Source organism: Agrococcus sp. SL85, from assembly GCF_026625845.1.
Lineage (GTDB): Bacteria > Actinomycetota > Actinomycetes > Actinomycetales > Microbacteriaceae > Agrococcus.
Window position 1 is genome coordinate 1,331,274 of the sequence record NZ_CP113066.1, and the last position, 12,027, is coordinate 1,343,300.

At 74.6% G+C, this 12,027-nt stretch carries 12 protein-coding genes, 3 tRNA genes and 1 pseudogene; 13 read left to right on the top strand and 3 right to left on the bottom strand.

Translation table 11 applies throughout. From position 1 onward, the window contains the following. Positions 1-13 precede the first annotated feature (13 nt). Both OVA14_RS06530 and OVA14_RS06535 read left to right on the top strand, forming a co-directional pair. The gene (locus OVA14_RS06530; RefSeq protein WP_267505430.1) at positions 14-529 is read left to right on the top strand and encodes a GNAT family N-acetyltransferase; all 516 of its coding nucleotides are present in this window, start codon (positions 14-16) and stop codon (positions 527-529) included. Positions 530-557: 28 nt separating this feature from the next. After that, positions 558-2,528 (top strand): glycoside hydrolase family 13 protein, encoded by a 1,971-nt coding sequence (locus OVA14_RS06535; protein ID WP_267505431.1) that lies wholly within the window; start codon positions 558-560, stop codon positions 2,526-2,528. Positions 2,529-2,594: 66 nt separating this feature from the next. Here the strand turns inward: OVA14_RS06535 and OVA14_RS13810 are convergent. Continuing rightward, positions 2,595-3,579, bottom strand: a pseudogene (locus tag OVA14_RS13810) (EamA family transporter). 87 nt (positions 3,580-3,666) lie between these two features. On the opposite strand from OVA14_RS13810, the gene OVA14_RS06545 reads away from it, so the two are divergent. From OVA14_RS06545 to OVA14_RS06590, 10 genes are all read left to right on the top strand, one after another. Further along, complete coding sequence (locus OVA14_RS06545) at positions 3,667-4,578, top strand: LysR family transcriptional regulator (protein WP_267505432.1); 912 nt, start codon at positions 3,667-3,669, stop codon at positions 4,576-4,578. A gap of 50 nt (positions 4,579-4,628) precedes the next feature. After that, a tRNA-Thr gene (locus tag OVA14_RS06550) sits at positions 4,629-4,700 on the top strand. A gap of 38 nt (positions 4,701-4,738) precedes the next feature. Continuing rightward, positions 4,739-4,812: transfer RNA gene (locus OVA14_RS06555), tRNA-Met, on the top strand. Positions 4,813-5,124: 312 nt separating this feature from the next. Next, positions 5,125-5,391 (top strand): hypothetical protein, encoded by a 267-nt coding sequence (locus OVA14_RS06560; protein ID WP_267505433.1) that lies wholly within the window; start codon positions 5,125-5,127, stop codon positions 5,389-5,391. A gap of 47 nt (positions 5,392-5,438) precedes the next feature. Beyond that, positions 5,439-5,885: a MaoC family dehydratase N-terminal domain-containing protein gene (locus OVA14_RS06565; RefSeq protein ID WP_267505434.1), complete on the top strand. Its 447-nt coding sequence runs from the start codon at positions 5,439-5,441 to the stop codon at positions 5,883-5,885. After that, positions 5,885-6,313, top strand: a complete 429-nt coding sequence (locus OVA14_RS06570) for a MaoC/PaaZ C-terminal domain-containing protein (protein WP_267505435.1) — start codon at positions 5,885-5,887, stop codon at positions 6,311-6,313. Before OVA14_RS06565 ends, OVA14_RS06570 begins: the two co-directional genes overlap by 1 nt. 9 nt (positions 6,314-6,322) lie before the next feature. Then, positions 6,323-7,495, top strand: a complete 1,173-nt coding sequence (locus tag OVA14_RS06575) for a UDP-N-acetylmuramate dehydrogenase (RefSeq protein ID WP_267505436.1) — start codon at positions 6,323-6,325, stop codon at positions 7,493-7,495. Between the two features lie 161 nt (positions 7,496-7,656). Then, positions 7,657-8,841: an adenosylhomocysteinase gene (locus OVA14_RS06580; RefSeq protein ID WP_267505437.1), complete on the top strand. Its 1,185-nt coding sequence runs from the start codon at positions 7,657-7,659 to the stop codon at positions 8,839-8,841. A gap of 49 nt (positions 8,842-8,890) precedes the next feature. Next, entirely contained in the window at positions 8,891-9,304 is a 414-nt protein-coding gene (locus OVA14_RS06585) for a VOC family protein (RefSeq protein WP_267505438.1), read from the top strand. A gap of 47 nt (positions 9,305-9,351) precedes the next feature. Further along, positions 9,352-9,861 carry a hypothetical protein gene (locus OVA14_RS06590; RefSeq protein WP_267505439.1) on the top strand — a complete coding sequence of 170 codons (510 nt, stop codon included), beginning with the start codon at positions 9,352-9,354 and terminating at the stop codon, positions 9,859-9,861. Positions 9,862-10,052: 191 nt separating this feature from the next. Here OVA14_RS06590 and OVA14_RS06595 read toward each other — a convergent pair whose 3' ends face one another. Both OVA14_RS06595 and rraA read right to left on the bottom strand, forming a co-directional pair. After that, positions 10,053-11,249, bottom strand: coding sequence for a pyridoxal phosphate-dependent aminotransferase (locus OVA14_RS06595; RefSeq protein WP_420710628.1), 1,197 nt, complete (start codon positions 11,247-11,249; stop codon positions 10,053-10,055). Positions 11,250-11,326: 77 nt separating this feature from the next. Then, positions 11,327-11,791 carry a ribonuclease E activity regulator RraA gene (gene rraA, locus OVA14_RS06600; protein ID WP_267505440.1) on the bottom strand — a complete coding sequence of 155 codons (465 nt, stop codon included), beginning with the start codon at positions 11,789-11,791 and terminating at the stop codon, positions 11,327-11,329. A 135-nt stretch (positions 11,792-11,926) separates the two neighbouring features. On the opposite strand from rraA, the gene OVA14_RS06605 reads away from it, so the two are divergent. Then, a tRNA-Trp gene (locus tag OVA14_RS06605) sits at positions 11,927-11,999 on the top strand. Positions 12,000-12,027 lie beyond the last annotated feature (28 nt).

Here is a 12,027-nt window from a genome sequence, read left to right on the forward strand (position 1 = left end):
AGGGGAGCGCAGGATGGGCGAGCAGGGCGAGCGGGGCGTGTCGGCAGGGCAGGCGGCGGAGGGTCGACCGGCGGTCGGGCAGGTCGCCGTTCGACCGGTCACGGCCGACGACGAGGCCGCCTGGAAGGCGCTCTACCGGGGCTACCGCGACTTCTACCGGCTGACGCCCGACGACGCGGTCATCGATCGCGTCTGGGCGTGGATCCAGGACCCGGCGACGGTCGTCGAGGGGCTCGTCGCCGAGCTCGAGGGCGAGCTCGTGGGCCTCGCCAACCACCGCGCGTTCCACCGCCCATCGACGGGCACGATCGGCACCTTCCTCGACGACCTGTTCGTCGACCCCTCGCGCCGCCGCACGGGCGCCGCCACGGCGCTGCTCGCGCGGCTCGGCGAGGATGCGGCGGCGCAGGGCCGCTCGGTCGTGCGCTGGATCACGGCGGGCGACAACGCCGATGCGCGGGCGCTCTACGACCGCGTGGCGACGGCCACGCCGTGGGTCACCTACGACCTCTCGCCCCGCGCGCGCTGAGGGCCGCGGCATGCCCTAGCGTTGCCTCGTGCTCCAGCCCCATCACGACGGCTCCGCCCTCCACGTCTCCACCCTCGAGCCGCGGCTCGGCGACACCGTGCGGGTGCGCCTGCGCATCCCCGTGGGCGCCGACGCCCCCCTCGAGGTGCTCGTGCGGTCGAACCCGGACCGCGAGCCCTTCTTCAACAAGGCGGTGCACCTGGGCACCGCCGGCGGGCACGACTGGTGGGAGGCCGAGATCCGGGTGGCGAACCCCGTGCACCGCTACCGGTGGCTCGTGCACCACGAGTCGGGGCTCACGCAGTGGATCAACCAGGAGGGCGTGCACCGCATCGAGACGCGCGACGACGCCGACTTCGCGCTCGTCGCGCACGAGCCGCCGCCCGCCTGGGCGACCGACGCCGTGCTCTACCAGGTGTTCCCGGACCGCTTCGCGCGCTCCGCGGAGGCGGATGCGCGATCCACGCCCGCGTGGGCGGTGGCGGCCGGATGGGACGAGCCGGTCGTGGGCTCGGGCCCCGGCGTCTCGGAGCAGTACTACGGCGGCGACCTCGCGGGCGCCGAGGCGCACCTCGACCACCTCGTCGACCTCGGCGCCACGGTGCTCTACCTCACGCCCGTCTTCCCGGGCGAGTCGAACCACCGCTACAACGCCTCGACCTTCGACGAGGTCGACCCGCTGCTCGGCGGTGACGAGGCGCTCATCTCGCTCGTCGAGGCGGCCCACGCGAAGGGCCTGAAGGTGCTCGGCGATCTCACGAGCAACCACACGGGCGACACGCACGCGTGGTTCCTCGCGGCGCAGGCCTCGGAGGACGCCCCGGAGCGCGCCTTCTACTACTTCCACGAGGGCGGCACCTACGCGTCGTGGCTCGGGCACGCCTCGCTGCCGAAGCTCAACTGGAACAGCCAGGAGCTGCGCGACCGCTTCATCGAGGGCCCCGACTCGGTCGTGGGGCGCTGGCTGCGGCCGCCGTACTCGCTCGACGGCTGGCGCATCGACGTCGCCAACATGACGGGCCGCTACGAGGACGACGACCTGAACGCCGAGGTGCGGCAGATCATCCGCCGCACGATGGTCGAGATCGACCCCGACACGCTGCTGCTCGGCGAGTCGACGAACGACGCGACCGACGACTTCCAGGGCGACGCCTGGCACGGCGCGATGACCTACGCCAACTTCACGCGTCCGGTGTGGGGCTGGCTGTCGGTGCCGGGCTCGGCGGCCTTCGGCGGCCTCGGCATGGCGCGCTCGGTCATCCCCTCGTACACGGGTGTCGACGTGCACGCGCAGCACCAGCGCTTCGTGGCCGGCATCCCGTGGCGCACGCGCCTGCACAACATGAACGCGCTCGACACCCACGACACCCCGCGCTTCGCGACGAACGCGCTGCCGGGGGCCGTGCCGGTCGCGCTCGGCATGGCGGTCTCGCTGCCGGGCATCCCCGTGGTGTGGGCGGGCGACGAGCTGGGCCTCACGGGCGTCAACGGCGAGGACTCGCGCACGCCGATGCCGTGGGCGTCGTTGGGCGAGCACGAGGCGACGATCGCCGTCCACCGCGAGCTGCTGGCGCTGCGGGCGGCGCAGCCGGCGCTCCGCGGCGGCGGCATGCGCTGGCTGCACGTGGGCGAGGAGGTGCTCGTGTGGGTGCGCGAGACCGCCGCGTCGTCGGTGCTCTGCGTCGCGGCGCGCGGCTTCTACGACGTGGTCGTCGAGGAGGGCGACGTCGTGCTCGAGGGCGCCGAGCCCGCGCCGCTGTGGGGCGATGGCGGCGCCGCGGTGTTCGGCGAGGGCGGCCTGCGGCTCACGGGATCGGGCCCGTCGTTCACGGCGTGGGCGCTGCCGGGCGTGGCGGTGCCGGTCGCCGACGAGCCGGAGGAGCTCGCGGAGCGCGAGCTGCTCGACCAGAACGCCGCGCAGGACGCCGCGCTCGCCCACGGCGAGCCGGCGGCGCCGACGGAGACGGCCGCCTGGAGCAAGGACACGCTGGCCGACTGAGCGGCCGCTCGTCCGCGGGTCGGGCCGGCTCGCCCGCCTCCGCTGATCCCGCGGGTGGGCGACCGCTCAGCGCGCCCCGACGATCCCGATCGGTTCCGTGCCGGCCCTGGGCTCTGCGTCCGGCTCCTCGAGCGGCGCGGGCTCGACCAGGTCGGCCTCCGGCTCGACCGTGCGCCGCCGCCCGAGCGGCACCGCGCCCGAGCCCAGGAGCACGCCGAGCACCACGACAGCCGCGCCCGCGACCTCGCCCGCCGTCAGCGTCTCGCCCAGCACGATCCACGCGGTCAGCAGCCCGACGACGGGCACGAGCATCGAGAACGGCGCGACGCGCGAGGAGGGGTGGTTGCGCAGCAGCCAGGTCCAGATGCCGCTGCCCACGACCGTGCCGAACAGCATCGTGTAGCCGAGGCCCGCGAGGGCCCAGAGCCCGGTGGGCTCGCCGAGGCCGACGAACGAGGCGCCGATCGCCGCGGGGCCCTCGACGGCGAGCGAGACGCCGAGCATCGGCAGCACGGGCACGACCGACATCCAGAGCGTCAGGTGCAGGGGCTTCGAGGGGCGCGCGAGGCGGCTGGAGAGGTTGCCGAGCGCCCAGCCGAGCGCCGCGAGCAGGGTCAGCAGGAACGGCCCGAGCGCCGCGGTGCCCAGCCTGCTGCCCGCCGATCGCGGTGAGGCCCGCGACGGCGAGCACGATGCCGATCACCTGGCCGCGGTCGAGGCGCTCGCGCAGCAGCGTCGCGCCGAGCAGCACCGTCATGGGCGCCGACGACTGCAGCACGAGCGAGGCGAGGCCCGTGGGCATGCCGGTGGCCATCGCCCAGTAGAGGAAGAGGAACTGCAGCGTGCCGAAGCCGAGCCCGTAGCCGAGGAGCCAGCGCAGCGGCACGTCCGGGCGGGGGATGAGCAGCATCGTCGGGATCGCGAGGAGGGCGAAGCGCAGCGCCACGAGGAAGAAGGGTGGGAACTGCTCGAGCGAGAGGTGGATGGCCAGGAAGTTCAGCCCCCACAGCACCGCCACCAGGATCGCCGCGAGCCGCTCGGTCGTGGTCATCGCGCGCTGGATCATGGGGCTACCCGATCAGACAGCGATCCTGCAGCACAAGCGAACGTCGCTTGACCGTCTGTGTAGCGTTGCTGCATGGAACTGCGTGACCTCTCGCTGCTCCGCGAGCTCGACGAGCGCGGCAGCCTCACCGCCGTCGCTCGCGCCCTGTCGGTGACGCCCTCCGCCGTCTCGCAGCGGCTGCGCGCGCTCGAGCGCTCGCTCGGCCTCGCGCTCACCGAGCCGCAGGGCCGAGGCGTGCGGCTCACGGAGCCCGGGCGCCTGCTCGCCTCCGGCGCGGTGGAGGTCGCGGCGGTCGTCGCGAGCGTCGAGGCGCGGCTCGCCGCGTTCCAGGGCGGCATCGGCGGCCGCATCGAGATCGCCGCGCTGCCGAGCGCCGGCGTCGTGCTGCTGCCGGCGCTGCTCGAGGCGCTCGACGATGAGGTGGAGGTGCGCCTCCACGACCACGACGTCGCGGAGGCCGACTACGCGGCCCTCGCGCGCGACCACGACCTCGTGATCGGCCACCGCATGTCGGCGGCGCCGCTCCGGCAGTGGCAGCGCCTGCGCGTCGTCGACCTGCTGCGCGAGCCGCTCGACATCGCGCTGCCCGCCGCGCATCCGCTCGCCCAGCGCGATCGCATCGCGCCCGGCGACATCGCGGGGGAGCGCTGGATCGGCGTGCCGGAGGGCTACCCCTTCGACGACCTGCGCGTCGCGATCGAGGCGGCCGCGGGCGAGCCCTTCCGCGTCGTGCAGCGCGTGCGCGACAACCGGCTCGTCGAGGCGCTCGTGGAGGCGGGGCGCGGCATCGGCATCCTGCCGCGGCTGAGCACCCGGCCGTCGGCGGCGATGCGGCTCCTGCCGCTCGCGGGGGTGCCGACGGGCCGCGTCATCAGCGCGCTCGCGCGCCCCGAGGTGGCCGAGCGCGCGGTCGTCCGGCACGTGCTCGAGGCGCTCCACGGGTGCGCCGCGGTCATCGCGCCGGAGCCGCCCCGCCGAGTGTGAGCGAGGCTCTGCGCGGTGCTATGATCGTCCGGTTGCCGTCGCACGGCAGCGCCCCGATAGCTCAGTGGTAGAGCACTTCCATGGTAAGGAAGGGGTCGCGAGTTCAATCCTCGCTCGGGGCTCTCGTCCGCTTGGTGCCTCGCGCCTGGGCGGGCGTCGCGGCGGGGTAGCTCAGCTGGTCAGAGCGCACGACTCATAATCGTGAGGTCGCGGGTTCGAGCCCCGCCCTCGCTACCGCCGCAGGACCCCCGGTCGCTCACGCCTCCGGGGGTCCGTCGCATCTCCGGGCCGCTCGCAGCCGGGGCGCGACGCGCAGGCTCCGTCCAGGGCGGCCTGCCATGCTGAGCCAGCGGTGGTTCGCGCGCCGCAGATCCAGCTTCGAGGTGTGGAGCGTCCACCGCAGCGACGGCACGACCGTCGCGGAGGGAACCCCATGGTCCTCGACCTGTTCGGCGACATCTGTCCTCGATGCCGCAGCCTGCTCACGATCGCCGAGCGGCGATGCCCCTCGTGCGGCTTCGTCATGCCCGAGGAGGACGGCGACCGATGACGGATCCGACGCCGGGACGGCCGGAGCACCCCACCCGCCGCCTGCTGCTGCGCGACGCCGACGTCGACGAGATCCTCGCCGAGCTGCAGGAGCAGGCGCCCGATCCCCAGGCGCTCCGCCGATGGGCCGCCGGGCGCGGGGTGCGCACCGCGCTCGTGCGCGCCGGGGCGCACGGCATGTCGGTGCGCCTCGTCGGCCGCACGCCGGGCGGCGCGTGGGTCGAGCTGGCATCCGTCGACGGCACCTGGCGCCGCACCCGGTGAGGTCCGCGCGCCGACCGCGCGGCCGCGCCCCGCACTAGGCTCGGCGTGTGCCAGTGAACCCCGAGATCCAGGGCCGTCAGTACCCGCCGACGGCCCCCTACCTGGTGGGCCGCGAGAAGGTGCGCGAGTTCGCGCGCGCCGTGCAGGCCACGCACCCCGAGCATCACGACGTCGAGGCCGCGCGCGCCGCCGGCCACGCCGACGTCGTCGCGCCGCCGACCTTCCCGATCGTCATCCAGCAGCTCACCTGGAACCAGCTGCTCGACGACCCCGAGGCGGGCATCGTGCTCTCGCGCATCGTCCACGGCGACCAGCGCTTCACGGCCACCCGGCCGATCGTCGCGGGCGACGAGCTCACGGCGCAGCTGACGGTGACCCGGGTGCGCTCGCTCGGCGGCAACGACATGGTGACCTGCGAGACGGTCGTGACGGATGCGGACGGCGCGCACGTGGTCACGGCCACGTCCTCGCTCGTCGTGGGAGGGGACGCCTGATGGCCGATCTGCAGGAGTTCGACGGCGGCCCGCTCGAGGTCGGCCAGGTCGTCGCGGAGCGCGAGCTCGCGTTCACGCGCGAGTCGCTCGTGCGCTACGCGGGCGCCTCGGGCGACTTCAACCCCATCCACTACCGCGACGACGTCGCCGAGGCCGTGGGCCTCCCCGGCGTGCTCGCGCACGGCATGCTCACGATGGGAGCCGCGGTGCAGCCCGTCGTCGACTGGGCCGGCCCCGGTCGCGTGCTCGACTACCAGGTGCGCTTCACGCGCCCCGTCGTCGTCGACCCCGCGGAGGGCGCCGCGCTGCGCGTCGTCGCGACGGTCGGCAGGGCCGAGGAGGGCTCGGCGCGCATCGACCTCACGGTGACGGTCGGCGAGCAGGCGGTGCTGGGCAAGGCCCAGGTCGTCGTCGCGACCGGGTCGTAGGGACGAGCCGTGACCGCCGCAGCGGCCGAGCCGCGCACCCTCGCCGACGCGACGACGATGCGCGTCGGCGGCGCACCTTCGCGCTGGATCGAGGCGACGACGCGCGACGAGGTCGTCGCCGCGTACGCCGAGCTGCTCGCGCAGGACGAGCCGCACATCCTGCTCGGCGGCGGCTCGAACACGGTCGCCTCCAGCGAGCCCTACGAGGGCACGGTGCTGCGCATCGCGACGCGCGGCATCGAGGCCCTGCCCGTGGCGGCCGCGCCGCACCGCCCGGCCGGCGAGGAGCCGCCCGCCGACGACGCGGTCGTGCTCCGCGTCGAGGCGGGCGAGGGCTGGGATGCGCTCGTCGAGCGCACCGTCGCCGACGGCCTCGCGGGCCTCGAGGCGCTCAGCGGCATCCCCGGCTCCGTCGGGGCCGCGCCCATCCAGAACATCGGCGCCTACGGCCAGGAGGTCGCCTCGACGCTGCAGGCCATCGAGCTGCTGTGCGTGGATGAGCACAGCGCCGAGACGCTCGCGGTGCGCCGCATCCCCGCCTCCGAGCTGCGGCTCGGCTACCGCGACTCCGCGCTGAAGCGCGGCGACCTGCAGGGCGTGGTGCTCTCGGTCGACCTGCGCCTGCGCCGCAGCCCCGACGGCCGCAGCCAGCCCGTCGCCTACCAGCAGCTCGCGACCGCCCTCGGCGTCGAGCTCGGCACGCGCGTGCCGCTCGAGGACGTCCGCGCCTCCGTGCTCGCGCTGCGGTCGTCGAAGGGCATGGTGCTCTCGGACGACCCCGACTCCGTGAGCGCCGGCTCGTTCTTCACGAACCCCGTCGTCTCCGCGCGCTTCGCCGCCGGGCTGCCGAAGGACGCCCCCCGCTGGTCGGTGGCGCCCGAGCCCTCGGCCACCGTGCTGCCGCTCGACGCCGACACGCCGCTGCCCTCGCTCGACCGGCCCGTGCCGCGCGTGAAGCTCTCGGCCGCGTGGCTCATCGAGCAGGCGGGCATCGAGCGCGGCTTCGCGCTGCCGGGCTCCCGCGCTGCCGTCTCCTCGAAGCACACGCTCGCGCTCACGAACCGCGGCGGCGCCACGGGCGAGCAGGTGGCCGAGCTCGCGCGCTTCGTGCAGGCGCGCGTCGAGAACCAGTTCGGCGTGCACCTGGTGCCGGAGCCGGTGCTCGTGGGCCTGCACCTCTAGCGGGCCGGATCGCGCCGCTCGCGGGCGGCGTGCGAGGATCGGGGCAGGTGCGGGACATCCGCTCCTCCGGGATGCGACGATGCGCATCCGTCGCGGCCGCGAGGCACGAGCCCCGCTGCGACGACCCGAGCGCCGCGCTCGCGGCGGAAGGGCCACCTCCCATGCACGACCTCACCTCCGACGCGCCCGCGGACCTCGCGGCCGAGGGCGCGGCCCGCATCGCCTGGATCCGGTCGCGGATGCCGCTGCTCGCGTCGCTCCGCGACGAGCTCGCCGTCACCCGTCCGTTCGCGGGGCGCACCATCGGCGTCTCGCTGCACCTCGAGCCCAAGACGGCCGTGCTCGTCGAGACCCTCGCGGCAGGCGGCGCCGGCGTCGTCGGCACCGGCAACCACGGCTCCACGCAGGACGACGTCGTCGCCGCGCTCCGCGCCTCCGGCGTCGATCTCTTCGGCCGCCGCGACGACACGCTCGACGACCATCGCGCCAACCTCGAGCGCACCCTCGCCGCGCGCCCCGACATGCTGCTCGACAACGGCGCCGACCTCGCGCTCGGCGCGGTCGAGCACGGCTTCGCGCACGAGGTCGTCGGCGGCACCGAGGAGACCACCTCCGGCGGCTTCCGCCTGCGCGAGGACGGGGTGGCCGTGCCGTTCCCGGTGATCGTCATCAACGACTCCCGCATCAAGGCGATCGGCGAGAACCGGCACGCGGTGGGCCAGAGCGCCGTCGAGTCGCTCATGCGCATCACGAACCTGCAGGTGCCGGGCAGCCGGTTCGTCGTCATCGGCTACGGCTGGTGCGGCCGAGGGGTCGCGCAGTACCTCGCGGCGCTCGGCGGCAAGGTGGGCGTCGTCGAGCGGGATCCCGTGACGGCGCTCGAGGCGGCCTTCGACGGCCACCGCGTCGGCTCGCTCGACGAGCTCGTGCCCTGGGCGGAGGTCGTGGTCACCGCGACGGGGCGCCCGGACGCCCTGCCGGCCGCCGCGCTGCCGCTCCTCGCCGACGGTGCCGTGCTCGCCAACATCGGCCACTTCCCGTGGGAGATCGACGTCGACGCGCTGCGCGAGGGAGCCCGCACCACGCAGGTGGCGCCCGGCATCGAGCGCGTCGAGCGCGACGGCAGGCGCGCGATCCTGCTCACCGAGGGGCGCATGGTCAACCTCGCCGGGCCGAACCCCAAGGGCAACTCGATCCAGTCGATGGATCTCGGCTTCCTGCTGCAGGCGCGCTCGCTCGAGCGCGTCGTCGCGGGCGGTCTCGCGGCCGGGCCGCAGGGCGTCCCGCGCGAGATCGAGCGGGGCGTGGCCGCAGCGATGCTCGCGGCGATGGGGGCGGCGCGCTAGCGGGACGGCCGTCAGGAATGGCCTCCGGGCGGGCGGCGTTCTGCTCCCCATGGCAGCAGACGCCCCCGTCCAGCTCCGCCTCGTCGTCGAGGCCGAGGACTTCGAGGCCGCGCTCGCGTTCTACCGCGACGCGCTGGGCCTGCCGGAGCAGGAGGCCTACGAGGGCGAGAGCGACGCGCGCGTCGTGATCCTCGACGCGGGCCGCGCCACGCTCGAGCTCGCGAACCCCGCGCAGGTCGCGCTCATCGACCGGGTCGAGACGGACGGCCTCCGCAGCCCGCGGCTCCGCGTCGCCTTCGAGGTGTCCGACGCCGAAGGCACGACCCGCCGGCTCGAGGGTGCCGGCGCGACCGTTGTCGCGGAGCCGCGCGAGACGCCGTGGCGCTCGCGGAACGCGCGGCTCGAGGCGCCCGCGGGACTCACTCTCACCCTCTTCCAGGAGCTCGACGCGTCCGGTTCCTGAACCCCCGCCTGTTGCCGGGCTCGCGCCGGCGTGGGATGGTCGAGGCGATGGGGGACATGATGGACGACCAGTCACAGACCGACCCGCAGGCGCCGCTCGCGGCGCACGACGCGCAGGGCTCAGGGGAGCAGGGCGATCCGCGCGGCCCCGTGGAGCACGTCCTCGACGTGCCCGTCAGCCGCACCCGCGCCTACGACGCCTACGTGCTGGGCCTGACGGAGTGGTGGCATCCGGGCTGGACGTCCAGCGGCTCCGGCCTCGACCGCATCGACGTCGAGCCCCACGAGGGCGGCCGCATCGTCGAGCATGCGCGGGACGGCAGCGAGGCCGAGTGGGGCGAAGTGACGGAGGCCGAGCCGGGCGCCCGCTTCGCCCACACGATCTCGCTGCGGCGGGGCGACGCGCCCTCGACCGTCATGGTCACCTTCGCCGATCTGCCGCACGGCGGCACGCGCGTGCTGCTCCAGCACAGCGCACCGGCAGCCGGAGGTGCCGCGCGCCTCCCGGACTGGCCGCTGCTGCTCGATCGCTACCGCGCCTACGCCACGCACGTCTGACGCCCGTCCCGCGCTCGCGCCGCGAGCGTCCGCCGCGGGTGACTCCCGCGGGGAGGTGACGGCATCGAGCGGTCGCCAGTGGCGGTCTCGAGGACCGTCTTGCCGCCGCACGTGACCGCTCGGCGCCCATCCGAGGCACGCGCCGCGCGCCACCGCTGCGCGAGCGACCGCTCGGGGAGCGGCGCGAGCGGCTAGTGCGTGCCGAAGAGGCGCTGCAGGCGCTGGATGCCCTCGAGCAGCTGGTCGTCGCCGAGCGCGTACGAGAAGCGCAGGTAGCCGGAGGGCCCGAAGGCCTCGCCGGGCACCGCTGCGACCTCCGCCTGCTCGAGGATGAGGTCGGCGAGCTCGAGGCTCGTGGTCGGCGTCACGCCGCCCCACTCGCGGCCCAGGAGGCCCGTGACGTCGGGGTAGGCGTAGAACGCGCCCCGCGGCGTCGGCACCGAGACGCCGGGGATGCGCGAGAGCTCCTCGACGATCGTGCGTCGGCGGCGGTCGAACGCCGCGAGCATCTCGCCCACCGCGTCCTGCGGGCCGGTGAGCGCCTCGATGGCGCCGCGCTGCGCGACGTTGTTCACGTTGCTCGTGAGGTGCGACTGGAGGTTGCCGGCGGCCTTGATGACGTCGGCGGGGCCGACCATCCACCCCACGCGCCAGCCGGTCATCGCGTAGGTCTTCGCGACGCCGTTCACGAGGATCGTGCGGTCGGCGAGGCCCGGCACGGCCTCGGTCACCGACACCGCGCGGGCGCCGTCGTAGACGAGGTTCTGGTAGATCTCGTCGCTGATCACCCAGAGGCCGTTCGCGTCGGCCCACTCGGCGATCTCGCGGATCTGCTCGGCGGAGTAGACGGCGCCCGTGGGGTTCGAGGGGCTCACCATGAGGAGCGCCTTCGTGCGGTCGGTGCGCGCGGCCTCGAGCTGGTCGACCGTCACGAGGTAGCCCTGGTCGGCGCCCGCGAACACGTCGACCTGGCGGGCGCCCGTGAGGCCGATCGCCTCGGGGTAGGTGGTCCAGTACGGCGTCGGCACGAGCACCTCGTCGCCCGGGTCGAGGATCGTCTGGAAGGCCTGGTACACCGACTGCTTGCCGCCGTTCGTGACGAGCACCTGCGAGGGCTCGACCTCGAGGTGCGAGTCGCGGAGCGTCTTCGCGGCGATCGCCTCGCGCAGCTCGGGCAGGCCGGCGGCGGGCGTGTAGCGGTAGTTCCTCGCGTCGGCGAGGGCGCGCTGCGCCGCCTCGACGATGTTCGCGGGCGTCGCGAAGTCGGGCTCGCCCGCGGCGTAGGAGATCACGTCGCGGCCCGCGGCCTTCAGCGCCTTGGCCTTGGCGTCGACCTTCAGGGTGGCGGACTCGTTGATGGCAGCGATGCGAGCGGCGATGCGGTTCACGGCACACAGCCTAGGCCGCGGGCCTGCGCGCGTGCGGCACGCTCGCCCGGCCCGTCGCGGACGAGGCGCCACGGGCCTCAGCGCTCGACGACGACGCCGTCCTCGTCGGCCCAGAGCATCGCGCCCGGCCGGAACGCGACGCCGCCGAACGCGACCACCGCGTCCACCTCGCCGGCCCCGTCCTTCGCGCTCTTGCGGGGGTTCGAGCCGAGCGCCTTCACGCCGAGCGGCAGCACGCCGAGCGCAGCCCGGTCCCGCACGGCACCGTGGACGACGACGCCCGCCCAGCCGTGCTCGACGGCGGAGGCCGCGATCATGTCGCCCATGAGCGCGCTCGCGAGCGAGCCATCCCCGTCGACGACGAGCACCGCGCCCTCGCCGGGCGTCGCGAGCACCTGCTTCACGAGGCCGTTGTCGCGATGGCAGCGCACCGTGCGGACGGGGCCGGAGAACCGCGTGCGGCCCCCGACGTCCTGCAGCTGCAGGTCGAGCGACTGCAGCGCGTCGCCCAGCTCGTCGACCAGGTCCGCGGTGCTCTGCATGCCTGCACCGTAGCGGGACGCGCCGCCAAGTGGACAGCAGGTGCCTCCACGACGTAGTCTGTTCCCTTGGTGGTTGACAACCGCCATGCTGACGTATGCCCATGACGGGTGCGTCGGGATGGCTTCCACCCGCCGAGGGCGGTGGCGCAATTGGTAGCGCAGCGGTCTCCAAAACCGCAGGTTGCAGGTTCGAGTCCTGTCCGCCCTGCTCGGGGCGCCCGCGAGGGCGCCTGACG

Coding starts and splice junctions, on each gene's coding strand:
- OVA14_RS06530 (WP_267505430.1), top strand. CDS start 14: ATGGGCGAGCAGGGCGAGCGGGGCGTGTCGGCAGGGCAGGCGGCGGAG.
- OVA14_RS06545 (WP_267505432.1), top strand. CDS start 3,667: ATGGAACTGCGTGACCTCTCGCTGCTCCGCGAGCTCGACGAGCGCGGC.
- OVA14_RS06560 (WP_267505433.1), top strand. CDS start 5,125: ATGACGGATCCGACGCCGGGACGGCCGGAGCACCCCACCCGCCGCCTG.
- OVA14_RS06570 (WP_267505435.1), top strand. CDS start 5,885: ATGGCCGATCTGCAGGAGTTCGACGGCGGCCCGCTCGAGGTCGGCCAG.
- OVA14_RS06580 (WP_267505437.1), top strand. CDS start 7,657: ATGCACGACCTCACCTCCGACGCGCCCGCGGACCTCGCGGCCGAGGGC.
- OVA14_RS06585 (WP_267505438.1), top strand. CDS start 8,891: ATGGCAGCAGACGCCCCCGTCCAGCTCCGCCTCGTCGTCGAGGCCGAG.
- OVA14_RS06590 (WP_267505439.1), top strand. CDS start 9,352: ATGGGGGACATGATGGACGACCAGTCACAGACCGACCCGCAGGCGCCG.
- rraA (WP_267505440.1), bottom strand. CDS start 11,791: ATGCAGAGCACCGCGGACCTGGTCGACGAGCTGGGCGACGCGCTGCAG.